Here is a 12,499-nt window from a genome sequence, read left to right as displayed (position 1 = left end):
GCCATTCCGGCCACCAATTTTTAACTATCCAGTTAATATTTTTGTAAATCAGAGGCTGCATCCGGCCCGAGGCCGATAAGCGTCGATTGACGGCATAGCCACTGAGATTGCACGAAAAGCCGGCGTGGCGACACGCCGGCTTTTTGCATTCCTGGCGACGACATACTGCGTCGAAATTATGCGTATCAGTAATTTCCCCAGGATTGACCTCGGCTGTCGGGCCTCCCGATAATAGCCATATAGTGGACTACACGTCCACAATATGGACATTCTAAGAAAGGATCCCCTTATGTCTGAGGCTGCTTACTCCCCGATGACGCCGTACCAGCTGCCGTTCCCGAAGGAAGCGCAGCAGGAAATCGTGGTCCCCTTCGCGATTCCGACCGATGAGCGCGTGTGGGTCCCGCAGGCGGAAAACGTGTCGTTCCGCCCGCTCTGCCTGAACGCGTCGCAGGGCTACTGGATGAACCTGCTGCGTGTGCGCAAGTCGGGCGTGCTGAGTCGTCACCGTCATCCGCAAAGCGTGCACGGGATGGTGCTCAAGGGCCGCTGGCGCTATCTCGAACACGACTGGGAAGCGACCGAAGGCAGCTACGTCTACGAACCGCCGGGCGAAACGCACACGCTGTATGTGCCGGAAGACGTCGAGGAAATGATCACGTACTTCCAGGTGAACGGCGTGATGTTCTACTGCGACCCGTACGGCAACTACACCGGCTACGAAGACGTGTTCACGAAGATCGACATGTGCCGCAAGCACTACGCGGCAGTGGGCCTCGGCGAAGACTACGTGGACCAGTTCATCCGATGAGCACGGCCGCCGGTTTCGCCAGCTACGATTTTTCCGGGCGGGTCGCGGTCGTGACGGGCGCGGCCACGGGCATCGGCCGCGCGATCTGCGACGCGTTCGCGCAGAACGGCGCGTCGGCGGTCAACTGGGACCGCGTGCCCGGCGACCTCGACACGCCGCACGCGCCGCGCCACTTCGCGGTGGACATCACGCGGCCCGAGTCGATCGAAGCCGCTGTTGCGGCCACGCTCGACGCCTATGGGCGCATCGATTACCTCGTGAACAACGCGGGTTTCGCCGGTCCGACGATGCCGCTCGACGAATACGATCCGCTCGAATGGCAACGCGTGATCGACGTGAATCTGCTCGGCACCTATCACGTGAGCCGCTTCGTCGTGCCGGTGATGCGGCGTGCGAATAGCGGGCGCATCGTCAACGTGGCGTCGCTGGCGGGCAAGGAAGGCACGCCGAACGCGTCCGCCTACAGCGCGGCGAAAGCCGGCGTGATCGCGATGACGAAGTCGCTCGGCAAGGAACTGGCGCAAACCGGCATCCTCGTGAACGGCATTGCGCCGGCTGCCGTCGAAACCTCGCTGCTCGCGCAGATGTCGCCAGCCCACGTGCAGACGATGATCGACAAAAGCCCGCTGCGGCGTCTCGGCACCACGCAGGAAGTCGCGCAACTCGCACTGTGGCTCTGCTCGGATTCGTGCTCGTTCAGCACTGGCGCGATTTTCGATCTGTCTGGCGGACGGGCCACTTACTGATAGCGGCGCCCTGAATCACCACTACTAAAGCCACCGAAAACCACATTGGGCAGGAGACAAAACATGCTTCAGAAGTCACCGCGTCTGAAACGCATCCAGGTCGTCGCAGTCGTCTTTCTGACGATTGCGGGCGTGGTCAATTATCTCGACCGCAGCACGCTGTCGATTGCGAATCATCTGGTCAGTCAGGAGCTTCATCTGTCCGCTTCGCAGATGGGCTTGCTGCTGTCCGCGTTTTCCCTGTCGTATGCGTTTGCGCAGTTGCCCGTGGGCGCGCTGCTCGACCGTTTCGGCTCGCGCGTGATGCTCGGGCTCGGCATGCTGGTGTGGTCGATCGCGCAGGTGGCGGGCGGCTTCATCCAGACGCTCAACCATTTTCTGATCGCGCGGGTCGTGCTCGGCGTCGCCGAAGCGCCGCTCTTTCCGGCGGGCGCGAAGGTGGTCAACGAATGGTTCGCGGTGCGTGAGCGCGGCGGCCCGACCGGCACCTTCATCTCGTCGTCGACGATTGCGCCGATGCTCGCGCCGCCGATCCTGACCGTGCTGATGCTTTCATTCGGATGGCGAACCATGTTCATCATCATGGGCGTGCTCGGCATTCTGGTCGCGCTCGGCTGGTACATGGTCTATCGCAACCGCGACGAGATCGCGCTGACCGAAGCTGAAACCGCGCACCTGAACGAAGGCTCGGTGCAGACCGAGGCGCGCGCGAGGAAGGGCCTGAGCTTTGCCGAATGGGGCGCGCTGTTCAAGCTGCGCAACACGTGGGGCATGATTTTCGGCTTCATGGGCGTGATCTACATGGTCTGGCTGTATCTCACGTGGCTGCCGGGCTATCTGGAGAACGAGCGTCATCTGAGCATTGCGCATACCGGCTGGCTCGTGTCGATTCCGTATATCTTCGGCACGATCGGCATGGTGAGCAGCGGCTATGTCGCCGACTTTCTGCTCCGCCGCGGCATGGCGCCGATCCGCAGCCGCAAGTGGCCGGTCTGCGTCGGACTGATCGGCGCGGCGGCGTTCACGGTGCCCGCTGCCTACACGCCAAGCACGGCGCTCGCGATCACCTACGTGTCGCTCGCGATGTTCTTCGTGAATCTTTCCAGCGGCAGTGCGTGGGCGCTGGTGACGGTTGCCGCGCCCCGCCATCTGGTGGCGTCGCTCGGCAGCATGCAGAACTTCGGCGGCTATCTGGGCGGATCGTTTGCGCCGGTCATCACTGGCATCGTCGTCGATCAGACGCATTCGTTCGTCAACGCGCTGCTGATCAGCGCCGGGGTCGCGTTCGCCGCCGCCTTCGTTTATCTGTTCGTGGTGAAGGAAGTGGCGCCCGCGCCGCTGCCCAACGCTGCCACGACTCAACCTACCTGACCTCAACCTGAGCACTCGTTGCCGACTCTTATGACATTCCAGAACAATCTCCTCGAAGGCAAGGTCGCATTCGTCACGGGCGGCTTGTCCGGCATCGGCGCGGCCATCGCCAACGGACTCGCGCAACTCGGCGCAAAAACGGTCGCGGCCGGGTTGCCGCTGCCACAAGGCGCACCCGATACGCTGAACCGCGATGTCGAGCGCGTCACGCTCGACATCCGCTCGACCGACGACGTCGCCGCCGCGCTCAAAGCGTTCGACCGGCTCGATATCGTGGTCAATTGCGCGGGCGTGATCAGCCGCATCGAAGAACATCGGATCGACGTGTTCGAGCGCGTGATGGACATCAACCTGAATGGCACGATGCGGGTGTGCTCGGCGGCGCGTGAATTGCTGAAGGCGTCGTCGGGGTGCATCGTCAATACCGCTTCGATGCTGAGCTTTTTCGGTGGCGGACTCGTGCCCGCGTACAGCGCGAGCAAGGGCGCAGTCGCGCAGTTGACCAAGTCGCTCGCGCTCGCTTATGCGGCCGACGGCATCCGCGTGAACGCGATTGCGCCCGGCTGGATCGCCACGCCGCTGACGCAGGCGTTGCAGGACGACGACGGCCGCTCGCAGGCGATTCTCGACCGCACGCCGATGCACCGCTGGGGCACGCCCGACGAAGTCGCTCAAGTGGCGGCGTTCCTCTGCACGCCGGCCGCGTCGTTCATGACGGGCGCGATCGTGCCGGTGGATGGCGGCTATCTGGTCGCATAACGGCTGACCGCGCGCCGGTCCCGATGAGCAGGCCACGGTGGATCGACACCATTCGGGCCTGTGATTGAAGGCATAATCTTTCAACCGTGCCTGACTACTGCCTGATGTCGACCCTAGATTCCAAGCCCTCTTCGAAAGAATCCACCGCCGGTGCCGCCAGCACCGCCGATGCGAAAACCGTGGCCGGCGCTGCCGCGTTCTCCAAATTCATTGCCGTGCTGCAACTGGTCGCCGATGCCGAGACGCCGCCCAATGTCGCGAAGCTGAGCGCGGCGAGCGGCTATCCGCGCCCTACTGTTCACCGTATCGTGGCCGCGTTGCAGGCCGAGGGGTTGATCGTCGCGGCGGCCAACGGCACGACCTTCGGCCTCGGCCCGCGCCTCGTGAATCTGGCGAGCCGTAGCTGGGAACGCTCGGACTTGCGCCTCGCCGCCGTCGATGCGCTGATGGAATTGCGCAACGTCACATCGGAGACGATTCACCTGGCGGTGCCGAGTCAGGGCGAGATGGTGTACATCGAAAAGCTGGAAAGCCCGCACGCGGTGCGCATGGCATCGCGCGTCGGCACGCGGGTGTCGCTCACGTCGAGTTCGGTGGGCAAGGCGTATCTCGCGACACTCGGTGTGGCCGAGCGCGAAGCGTTGCTGAAAGACGCGCCGCTGGAGCGCTTCACGGAACACACGCTGGTCAGTCTCGACGACGTGCGCAACGAAGTCGCCGCTACCGAACAACGTGGCTACGCCGAAGATCGCGAAGAAAACGAAATCGCGATTTCCTGCTTCGGTGCGGCGATTCGCGGAACCGATGGGCGTGCGGTCGGCTGCATCAGTATCAGCATGCCGACTTATCGGTTGAAGGCGGACGCGCAAGCGTCCTATATCGAGCCGTTGCTGGCGGCGTGCAGGACGATTGCCGCGCGACTCGGGCCGACTAGCGGCCGGTAGTTTTGCCGAAGCCGCTTCATCCGCTTCGTCCCTAACAGACAACGTAGACACGCCCGGCGCGACCGATAAAGATCGGCAAGCGCCGGACGTGCGTCAATCCCGATCCGGCGTTAAATGCTTACGCCGGCTTCGCAACACACATCACTCCGCCACCGCGTACCGCTCCAGCCAGTGCGCGTACGGCGCGGGCAACACCCACGACGGCTTCTCGGCCTTCAGCGCCAGCGCCGCGTAATACGGCCAGTGCGGATCGGCCAGATGCGCGCGGCCGACCATCACCAGATCCAGTTGCTCCTGCGCGATCACGCGCTCGCAGTTCTCCGGCGAGTCGATGCCCCACGCCGACGATACCGGCAACCCCCCTTCACGCCGCACGCGCTCGGCAATCGGCGCGAGGAACGCAGGTCCCCAGGGGATTTTCGCCTTTGGCGTCGAAAAGCCGACGCTCACGCTCAGCATGTCCAGGCCGCCGGCGCGCATCGCCTTCGTCAGTTCGATCGATTCGTCAAGCGTCTCTTCATCGCGTCCGTCGTATTCGATCACGCCGAAACGCGCGGTCAGCGGCAGGTTGTCCGGCCACACTTCACGCACGGCAGCGAGCGTTTCCAGCAGGAACCGGCTGCGGCCCGCGAGGTCGCCGCCGTACTGATCGTCGCGCTGGTTCGCGTGCACCGAGAAAAAGCTCTGCGCGAGATAGCCGTGCGCGAAGTGCAGTTCGAGCCATTCGAAACCGGCGTCGCGGGCACGGCGGGCGGCGGCCACGAAGTCGGCCTTCACACGCGCGATGTCGTCGAGCGTCATCGCTTTCGGCACTTTGGGCAGGTTCGCGCCGAACGCGATCGCCGACGGCGACAACGTGTCCCAGCCGCGCGGATCGCCTTCGGGAATGTGGTCGTCGCCTTCCCACGGACGGTTCGCGCTCGCCTTGCGTCCCGCATGCGCGATCTGGATGCCGGGCACCGAGCCCGCCGCCTTGATCGACGCCGCGATCTGCGCCATGCCTTCGGCCTGCGCGTCGTTCCACAAACCCGTGCAGGCCGGCGTGATGCGTCCTTCCGGCGACACCGCCGTCGCCTCGACGATCACCAGCGCCGCGCCGCCGCGCGCGAGGCTCGCGTAGTGCGTCTGATGCCACGCGTTGGTGAAGCCGTCGACGGCGCTGTACTGGCACATCGGCGGAACGGCGATGCGGTTGCGCAGTGAGACGTCCTTGAGTTGAAACGGAGTGAAGAGTGCTGACATGCTTATTCCTCGGTGTGTCCCGATGTTGCCGGGAGAAATCGGTTGTTCAGGCTGGCTAGACCGGCTCGGTGTGTCGGATCGGCTCGACGGCGACCAGCGGCTTGCCGGAGAAACGGCGCTGTCTCAGCGCGTCCAGTTGTTCGGCCAGTCCCTCGAAATCGCCGACGATACCCGGTTCCGCTTGCAGTTGCCCTGCCGCGATCTCGCCGAGCATCTGCTCGCCGGCCTGCGTGAGCGCGTTCCATGCGGCGCTGTCGCCATAAATGTGCAATGCGCCCAGCGCGACCTCGTGCATCGACAATGCGCGGCCAAACGGCGCGCACGGCCATTGCGCGACACGCCCCTGGATGCAGACCAGGTGGCCGTTCGCCAGCAACGCGGGTGCAAGGCGCGCGGCGTGATCGGCGTCGACGCTGTCGATGATCGCGAAGAAGCGTTTCGGATCGTTGACAGGCCACGCCTGTCTGTCGCCCAGCGGACCTTCGATACATTCATCGACGCCGAGCGCCAGCAGGCGTTCCCAATGTCGCCGGTTGCACATGGCCGTGACGGCAAAGCCGCGCGCCACCGCCAGTTGCACCAGATACCGGCCCACCGCGCCGCCCGCACCGCTGATCAGCAACGTGCGGCCCCGGCCCGGCGGAAGTTTTTCGATTGCCTGAAACGCGGTCAGCGCCGGGCACGGGAAACTGGCCGCCACCGCGAAGTCCATGTTCGCCGGTACGCGCAGCAGCACTTCGGCGCGTATCGACGTGTATTCGGCGAAGCTGCCGTGTCGATGCAGGCTCTGGTGATAGGCGACGCGCTGCCCCAGCAGATCGTGCGGCACGCCGTCGCCGATTGCCACCACCGTTCCCGCGCCGTCGACTCCCGGTACATGGCCGGGTTGCCAGCCGAGCTGCTCGTCGCCGAGCACTTTCCAGTCGACCGGATTCAGGCCGATCACCGCGTTGCGCACCAGCACTTCGCCGGGCGCGATGGCCGGACGCGTCACGCGCTCCAGCACCAGATCGAGCGGACTCGCGCCGCCGCGCCAGACCCACGCCCGCCACGAAGCGGGAAGTTCCCTCTGCATTGCTTCAGCCTTGTCAGACATATGTGAGTGGACCATTGGACAAGCGGCGGATCAGCTAGCCGTGCCCGACTGATAAGCCCCCGCCGAATACGTCAATTCGTAGCTATGGCTATAGATTTCGAGAATGTTGCCGAACGGATCTTCCATATAGACCATGCGGTACGGCTTCTCGCCAGGAAAATATTCGCGCACCGGCATGCGCTGCTTGCCGCCCGCCGCGACGATCTTTGCGGCCAGCCCTTCGACGTCGGGGTCCTGCACGCAGAAATGGAACACGCCGGTCTTCCAGTATTCGAAGTTGTTGGCGGGTTTTTCTGCATTCGGAAATTCGAAGATTTCCACGCCGACGCGGTCGCCCGTCGACAGATGCGCGATACGGAACGAGCCCCAGCCCGCGCCGAACACATCGGTGCACATCACGCCGATCGCGCTCGGGTCCTCGGCAATCGTGGTGGGCGGCATGATCAGATACCAGCCGAGCACTTCAGTGTAGAACTTGACCGCCGCGTCGAGATCGGTCACCGACAGGCCAATATGGGAAAACGAACGAGGATAGGTTGTGGACATAAGCGGGCTCCTTCCGGGCAAATGGTGTGCTGGAAGGTTAGGCTTCCGTCGCTATAATTAAAACCACGTCCAGATTATCAATTCGATAAATTATCCTTATGCTGAATCCGCAATGGCTGCGAACTTTCACGACGCTGGCCGAACTCGGCAGCTTCACGCGCGCGGCTGAGCGGCTGCAATTGACGCAGGCCGCCGTGAGCCAGCATCTGCGGCATCTGGAGGACGAGTTGGGGTTGCTGGCGATCCGCCGTCCGCGTCAACTCGAATTGACGCCCGCCGGCCATGCGTTGCTCGCGTATTGCGAAGAAGCCGATCTCGCCGACAAGCGCTTGCGGCTAAGACTGAGCGGCGCGGACACCGAATCGGGTGAAATCAGTCTGATCAGCCCCGGCAGCATTGGACTTGCGCTGTTTCCGATCTTGCTGGGATTGCAGCAGGCCCATCCCGGCTGGGTCGTGCGGCACCGCTTCGCGCCCGATTCCGAAGTGTTGGCCGCCGTGTTGCAGAACCAGTACGAACTCGGTCTGGTCACGCTCAAGCCTGACGATCCCCGGTTGGCCGCCAGTCATTTCACCGAGGAACCGCTGGAACTGGTCGTCCCCGCCGCGCATGCCGAGATGCACGAATGGAGCGATCTCGAACGGCTTGGTTTTATCGACCACCCGGACGGCCAGGCGATGGCAAGCCGGCTGCTGAGCCGCCGTTTTCCCGGCAATCCCGGTGTGCAGACATTGCGCCGCCAGGGTTTCAGCAATCAGATCGGTTTGATTCTCGAGCCGGTGGCGCGTGGCCTGGGATTCACGGTGATTCCGCGTTATGCGCGCACCGCGTTCGCGCGTCAGGAGGCGATTGCAGTCGTCGAATGCGGCGCGCCGGTCGTCGATACGCTGTGGCTGATTCATCGGTCGGAATGGCCGGTGTCCAGCTTTGCCGCGCGGGCTATCGAGCACCTTCGCGAGCAGGTCGCGAAACTTGGGACGGCGGGACGGTAGCAGCAACGCAGGCTGCCATTGCTGCGACCGCTGCAACTCGCCGCGATCCGTCCCCGTCGATTCCCCCGACCTCAATCTGCCGCCGCTCCTGGCTGCGTCGTGGCCTGGTCAGCCGTTCTGAGCGATTTAGCGCCATCGGTGCCGTGCTGGATCGCATACAGTTCGCGGTTGCGCTCGACCGTGGCCGCCGACGGCGGATAGTCGTTGCTGCGCGTCGGGACGATGCCGTCGACCTGTGCCTCGTGCAACTGCGCCATCACTTCGGCCCGCGTCAGTCCTGAATGGCTGGTCTGAGCAAACGCATTCGCGCCGAACGGCAGGCTGAGGGCGGCAATGGCAATAGCGGTAAGCAGTTTCATGGTGTTTCTCCGTTAGCGACCGGCCAATTGACCTGTCATGACAAGGACGTGTTGTGGCCTGAACCACGCTTGCATTCTTGTCATTCGAACTGTCGGAGCGCTGACCCGCTGATTACGGTTTCGTTATCTGCGCCTCGCCGTCGCCGCCCGAACCTTGTCCCGCGTTGCGCAGATCGTCCGTTGTCGTTACGCCGTCGGGCCGTTAGATAACAAAACGGTAATCTGGCCGTCCGCCGCCGGTAAGCGCCCCGCCCGCACACTCCCGATTCACACAGTTCGCGTCACGCATCCGTGCATTCGTGCATTCCGTGCGGCCGTGCCCGCTCACCGGGCACGGCCAGGACGCGCGCTTCCCTGGTCTCTTTTCAGGAACCCCTCATGTGGATCGTCAGGCTCGCGCTGCGCCGGCCCTATACCTTCGTGGTCCTCGCGGTGCTGATTTTTATCGTCGGCCCGCTTGCGATACTGCGCACGCCGACCGATATCTTTCCGAATATCGATATTCCCGTCGTCAGCATCGTCTGGACGTACAACGGTTTTTCCGCGCAGGACATGGCGAACCGGATCACGTCGAACTACGAGCGCGCGCTGACCTCCGACGTGGACGACATCGAGCACATCGAGTCGCAATCGCTGAACGGCGTCTCGGTGGTGAAGATCTTTTTCCACCCGGGTGCCGACATCAATCGCGCGATTGCGGAAGCGGCGTCCAACTCCGCATCGATCCTGCGCGTGCTGCCGCCGGGCACGTTGCCGCCGAACATCATCACGTACAACGCGTCGACGGTGCCGATCCTGCAACTCGGGCTGTCCAGCAACACGCTGTCCGAGCAGCAGCTTTACGACCTCGGTAACAGCGCGATCCGCACGCAACTGGCGACCGTGCAAGGCGCGTCGGTGCCGTTGCCGTTCGGCGGCAAGGTGCGGCAGATCATGGTCGATATCGATCCGCGCGCGTTGCAGGCCAAGGGGCTCGCGCCGCTCGACGTGGTCAACGCGGTGAATGCGCAGAATCTGATCCTGCCGGGCGGCACCGCGAAGATCGGCACGAAGGAATACAACGTGCAGATGAACGGCAGCACCGACACCGTCGCCGCGCTCAACGATCTACCGGTCAAGACCGTGAACGGCGGCGTGGTCTACGTGCGCGACGTCGCCCATGTGCGCGACGGCTACGCGCCGCAAACCAACATCGTGCGGGCCGACGGCAAACGCGCCGCGCTGCTGACCATCGAGAAATCCGGCAGCACGTCGACGCTGACGATCATCCAGCAGGTCAAGTCTATGCTGCCGCATATCGCGGCCGGCCTGCCCAGTTCGCTGCACATCACCGCGTTGTCGGATCAGTCGGTGTTCGTGAAGTCGGCGGTGCTTGGCGTGGCGCGCGAAGCGTTGATCGCCGCCGCGCTGACCGCGCTGATGATCCTGCTGTTTCTCGGCAGCTGGCGCGCGACGCTGATCATCGCGGTGTCGATTCCGCTCGCGGTGCTGACCTCGCTGATCGCGCTGTCCGCGCTTGGACAGACCATTAACATCATGACGCTCGGCGGGCTGGCGCTCGCGGTCGGCATTCTCGTCGACGACGCGACCGTCGCGATCGAGAACATCACCCATCATCTGGAAAACGGCGAGCCGCTGCATGACGCGATCCTGAACGGCTCCGGTGAAATCGCGGTGCCGACGTTCGTGTCGACGCTGTCCATCTGCATCGTGTTCGTGCCGATGTTCCTGCTGTCCGGCGTGGCGCGCTATCTGTTCGTGCCGCTCGCCGAAGCGGTGGTGTTCGCGATGATCGCGTCGTACTTCTTCTCGCGCACGCTGGTGCCGACGCTGGCGATGTATCTGATGCGCGCGCGCAGCCGGACGCCGGTTGGCGGCAACGGGCCGGTGGCGCGGCTGATCCGTTTTCAGGGCGGCTTCGAACAGCGTTTCGAGCGCTTGCGCGAGCGGTATCGCGGCGTGCTCGGCGCGGCGATGGCGAGTCCGCGCCGCTTCATCGTGATTTTCCTTGTGCTGTGCGTCGGCTCGCTCGCGTTGCTGCCGTTCGCGGGCCGCGACTTTTTCCCCGCTGTCGATACCGGTGAAATCCGTCTGCATCTGCGCGCGCCGACCGGCACGCGAATCGAGGACACCGCGCGCATCACCGATCAGGTCGAAGCACGCGTGCGCAGCGTGATTCCGAAACCGGAACTCGCGGCGATGCTCGACAACATCGGCGTGCCGGTGAGCGGCATCAACCTGACTTACGATTCGTCCGATCCGATCGGCCCCGAAGATGCCGACGTGATGATCTCGCTCGCGGCCGGGCATCAGCCGACCGCCGGCTATGTCGCGACGCTGCGCAATACGCTGGCGAAAGAGTTTCCCGGCGTCACGTTCGCGTTCCTGCCCGCCGATATCGTCAGCCAGATTCTGAATTTCGGCTTGCCCGCGCCGATCGACATCCAGATCGTCGGCAACAAGCTCGATGCGAACCGCGCGGTCGCCAACCGCCTGCTCGCGCAATTGCGCGGCGTGCGCGGGCTGGTGGACGCCCGTATCCAGCAACCCGGCGATGCACCCGCGATCAACGTGAACGTGGACCGCACGCGGGCAATCCAGGCGGGCCTGCTGCAACGCGACGTGTCGCAGAATCTGCTGATCGCGCTGTCCGGCAGTTCGCAGACGTCGCCGAATTTCTGGCTCGATCCGCGTAACGGCGTGAGCTATCCGCTGATGGCGATGATGCCGCAGTACGACGTCAACTCGTTGCAGGCGCTGGCGAATATTCCGGTGGCGGCGGGCGGCAGCGCGAGCGCCGCCGCGACGCCTGGCGTGCCCGCTCCGCAAAACCTGCTCGGCGCGCTGAGCACGCTGACGCGCGGCACGCAGCAAGCCGTCGTGTCCCACTACAACGTGCAGCCGGTGCTCGACATTTTTGCGTCGACGCAAGGACGCGATCTCGGCAGCGTCGCCGCCGACGTGACCCGCCTCGTCGATCAGATCCGGCCGCAGCTGCCGCCTGGCGCGTCGATCGTGATGCGCGGCCAGGTGCAGGCGATGCACGACTCGTTCAGCGGTCTCGCCGCCGGTCTCGTGTTCGCCATCGGCCTCGTGTACCTGCTGATGGTCGTGAACTTCCAGTCGTGGCTCGATCCGCTGATCATCGTCAGCGGCCTGCCGGGCTCGCTCGCGGGCATCGCGTGGATGCTGTTCAGCACGGGCACGCGCGTGAGCGTGCCGGCGTTGACCGGGACCATTCTGTGTATCGGCATCGCGACCGCCAACAGCATTCTGGTGATCAACACCGCGCGCGAATTCCACCACGGCGGCCAGCCGCCGCTGCAGGCCGCGCTCGATGGCGGTTTCAGCCGCTTCCGCCCGGTGCTGATGACCGCGCTCGCGATGCTGATCGGCATGCTGCCGATGGCGCTCGGTCTCGGCGACGGCGGCGAACAGAACGCGCCGCTCGGCCGCGCGGTGATCGGCGGGTTGGCGCTGGGGACGGTGTCGACGCTGCTGTTCGTGCCGGTCGTCTATGGGACGGTGCATGCGTGGCTCGACAAACGCCGCGCGGCACGTTCTGAACGGCGGGGCGATCCGCAGAAAAACCCGCACGAAGCCAGCATTGCCGAACGCACCCATTGATTCAGA

At 64.2% G+C, this 12,499-nt stretch carries 11 protein-coding genes; 7 read left to right on the top strand and 4 right to left on the bottom strand.

All coding sequences use genetic code 11. The features are described from left to right. The first annotated feature begins 289 nt into the window (after positions 1 to 289). The 5 genes from ABH945_RS24205 to ABH945_RS24185 all read left to right on the top strand — a co-directional run bounded on the left by ABH945_RS24205 (position 290) and on the right by ABH945_RS24185 (position 4,631). A complete protein-coding gene (locus tag ABH945_RS24205; RefSeq protein WP_074768558.1) occupies positions 290 to 811 on the top strand; it encodes a 2,4'-dihydroxyacetophenone dioxygenase family protein in 522 nt (173 codons plus the stop codon). Next, positions 808 to 1,557, top strand: coding sequence for an SDR family NAD(P)-dependent oxidoreductase (locus ABH945_RS24200; RefSeq protein ID WP_429252182.1), 750 nt, complete (start codon positions 808 to 810; stop codon positions 1,555 to 1,557). Before ABH945_RS24205 ends, ABH945_RS24200 begins: the two co-directional genes overlap by 4 nt. 63 nt (positions 1,558 to 1,620) lie before the next feature. After that, a complete protein-coding gene (locus ABH945_RS24195; protein ID WP_074768562.1) occupies positions 1,621 to 2,928 on the top strand; it encodes an MFS transporter in 1,308 nt (435 codons plus the stop codon). A gap of 30 nt (positions 2,929 to 2,958) precedes the next feature. Continuing rightward, entirely contained in the window at positions 2,959 to 3,687 is a 729-nt protein-coding gene (locus tag ABH945_RS24190) for an SDR family NAD(P)-dependent oxidoreductase (protein ID WP_429252181.1), read from the top strand. Positions 3,688 to 3,791: 104 nt separating this feature from the next. Further along, positions 3,792 to 4,631, top strand: coding sequence for an IclR family transcriptional regulator (locus ABH945_RS24185; RefSeq protein WP_429252180.1), 840 nt, complete (start codon positions 3,792 to 3,794; stop codon positions 4,629 to 4,631). A gap of 141 nt (positions 4,632 to 4,772) precedes the next feature. Here ABH945_RS24185 and ABH945_RS24180 read toward each other — a convergent pair whose 3' ends face one another. Genes ABH945_RS24180 through ABH945_RS24170 form a run of 3 tightly spaced genes read right to left on the bottom strand, consistent with a single transcriptional unit; the run spans position 4,773 to position 7,515 of the window. Continuing rightward, a complete protein-coding gene (locus ABH945_RS24180; RefSeq protein ID WP_074768566.1) occupies positions 4,773 to 5,873 on the bottom strand; it encodes an NADH:flavin oxidoreductase/NADH oxidase in 1,101 nt (366 codons plus the stop codon). Between the two features lie 55 nt (positions 5,874 to 5,928). Then, positions 5,929 to 6,948, bottom strand: a complete 1,020-nt coding sequence (locus ABH945_RS24175; RefSeq protein ID WP_429252179.1) for a zinc-binding dehydrogenase — start codon at positions 6,946 to 6,948, stop codon at positions 5,929 to 5,931. A gap of 51 nt (positions 6,949 to 6,999) precedes the next feature. Then, positions 7,000 to 7,515 (bottom strand): lactoylglutathione lyase family protein, encoded by a 516-nt coding sequence (locus ABH945_RS24170; protein WP_429252178.1) that lies wholly within the window; start codon positions 7,513 to 7,515, stop codon positions 7,000 to 7,002. 98 nt (positions 7,516 to 7,613) lie between these two features. On the opposite strand from ABH945_RS24170, the gene ABH945_RS24165 reads away from it, so the two are divergent. Continuing rightward, complete coding sequence (locus ABH945_RS24165; RefSeq protein WP_429252177.1) at positions 7,614 to 8,507, top strand: LysR family transcriptional regulator; 894 nt, start codon at positions 7,614 to 7,616, stop codon at positions 8,505 to 8,507. 71 nt (positions 8,508 to 8,578) lie between these two features. Here ABH945_RS24165 and ABH945_RS24160 read toward each other — a convergent pair whose 3' ends face one another. After that, positions 8,579 to 8,866, bottom strand: a complete 288-nt coding sequence (locus tag ABH945_RS24160) for a DUF4148 domain-containing protein (protein ID WP_074768574.1) — start codon at positions 8,864 to 8,866, stop codon at positions 8,579 to 8,581. A gap of 378 nt (positions 8,867 to 9,244) precedes the next feature. Here ABH945_RS24160 and ABH945_RS24155 point away from each other — a divergent pair, with 378 nt between their 5' ends. Further along, positions 9,245 to 12,493: an efflux RND transporter permease subunit gene (locus tag ABH945_RS24155; protein WP_429252176.1), complete on the top strand. Its 3,249-nt coding sequence runs from the start codon at positions 9,245 to 9,247 to the stop codon at positions 12,491 to 12,493. Positions 12,494 to 12,499: the final 6 nt, after the last annotated feature.

The organism is Paraburkholderia sp. GAS333 (genome assembly GCF_050435665.1).
Taxonomy (GTDB): domain Bacteria; phylum Pseudomonadota; class Gammaproteobacteria; order Burkholderiales; family Burkholderiaceae; genus Paraburkholderia; species Paraburkholderia fungorum_A.
The sequence above is the reverse complement of the archived record's forward strand: the minus strand, read 5'-3'. Positions and strand labels throughout refer to the sequence as shown.

Bases quoted from the DNA above. Each gene is read 5' to 3' on its own strand.
- ABH945_RS24205 (WP_074768558.1), top strand. From the start codon at position 290: ATGTCTGAGGCTGCTTACTCCCCGATGACGCCGTACCAGCTGCCGTTC.
- ABH945_RS24200 (WP_429252182.1), top strand. From the start codon at position 808: ATGAGCACGGCCGCCGGTTTCGCCAGCTACGATTTTTCCGGGCGGGTC.
- ABH945_RS24195 (WP_074768562.1), top strand. From the start codon at position 1,621: ATGCTTCAGAAGTCACCGCGTCTGAAACGCATCCAGGTCGTCGCAGTC.
- ABH945_RS24190 (WP_429252181.1), top strand. From the start codon at position 2,959: ATGACATTCCAGAACAATCTCCTCGAAGGCAAGGTCGCATTCGTCACG.
- ABH945_RS24185 (WP_429252180.1), top strand. From the start codon at position 3,792: ATGTCGACCCTAGATTCCAAGCCCTCTTCGAAAGAATCCACCGCCGGT.
- ABH945_RS24180 (WP_074768566.1), bottom strand. From the start codon at position 5,873: ATGTCAGCACTCTTCACTCCGTTTCAACTCAAGGACGTCTCACTGCGC.
- ABH945_RS24175 (WP_429252179.1), bottom strand. From the start codon at position 6,948: ATGCAGAGGGAACTTCCCGCTTCGTGGCGGGCGTGGGTCTGGCGCGGC.
- ABH945_RS24170 (WP_429252178.1), bottom strand. From the start codon at position 7,515: ATGTCCACAACCTATCCTCGTTCGTTTTCCCATATTGGCCTGTCGGTG.
- ABH945_RS24165 (WP_429252177.1), top strand. From the start codon at position 7,614: ATGCTGAATCCGCAATGGCTGCGAACTTTCACGACGCTGGCCGAACTC.
- ABH945_RS24160 (WP_074768574.1), bottom strand. From the start codon at position 8,866: ATGAAACTGCTTACCGCTATTGCCATTGCCGCCCTCAGCCTGCCGTTC.
- ABH945_RS24155 (WP_429252176.1), top strand. From the start codon at position 9,245: ATGTGGATCGTCAGGCTCGCGCTGCGCCGGCCCTATACCTTCGTGGTC.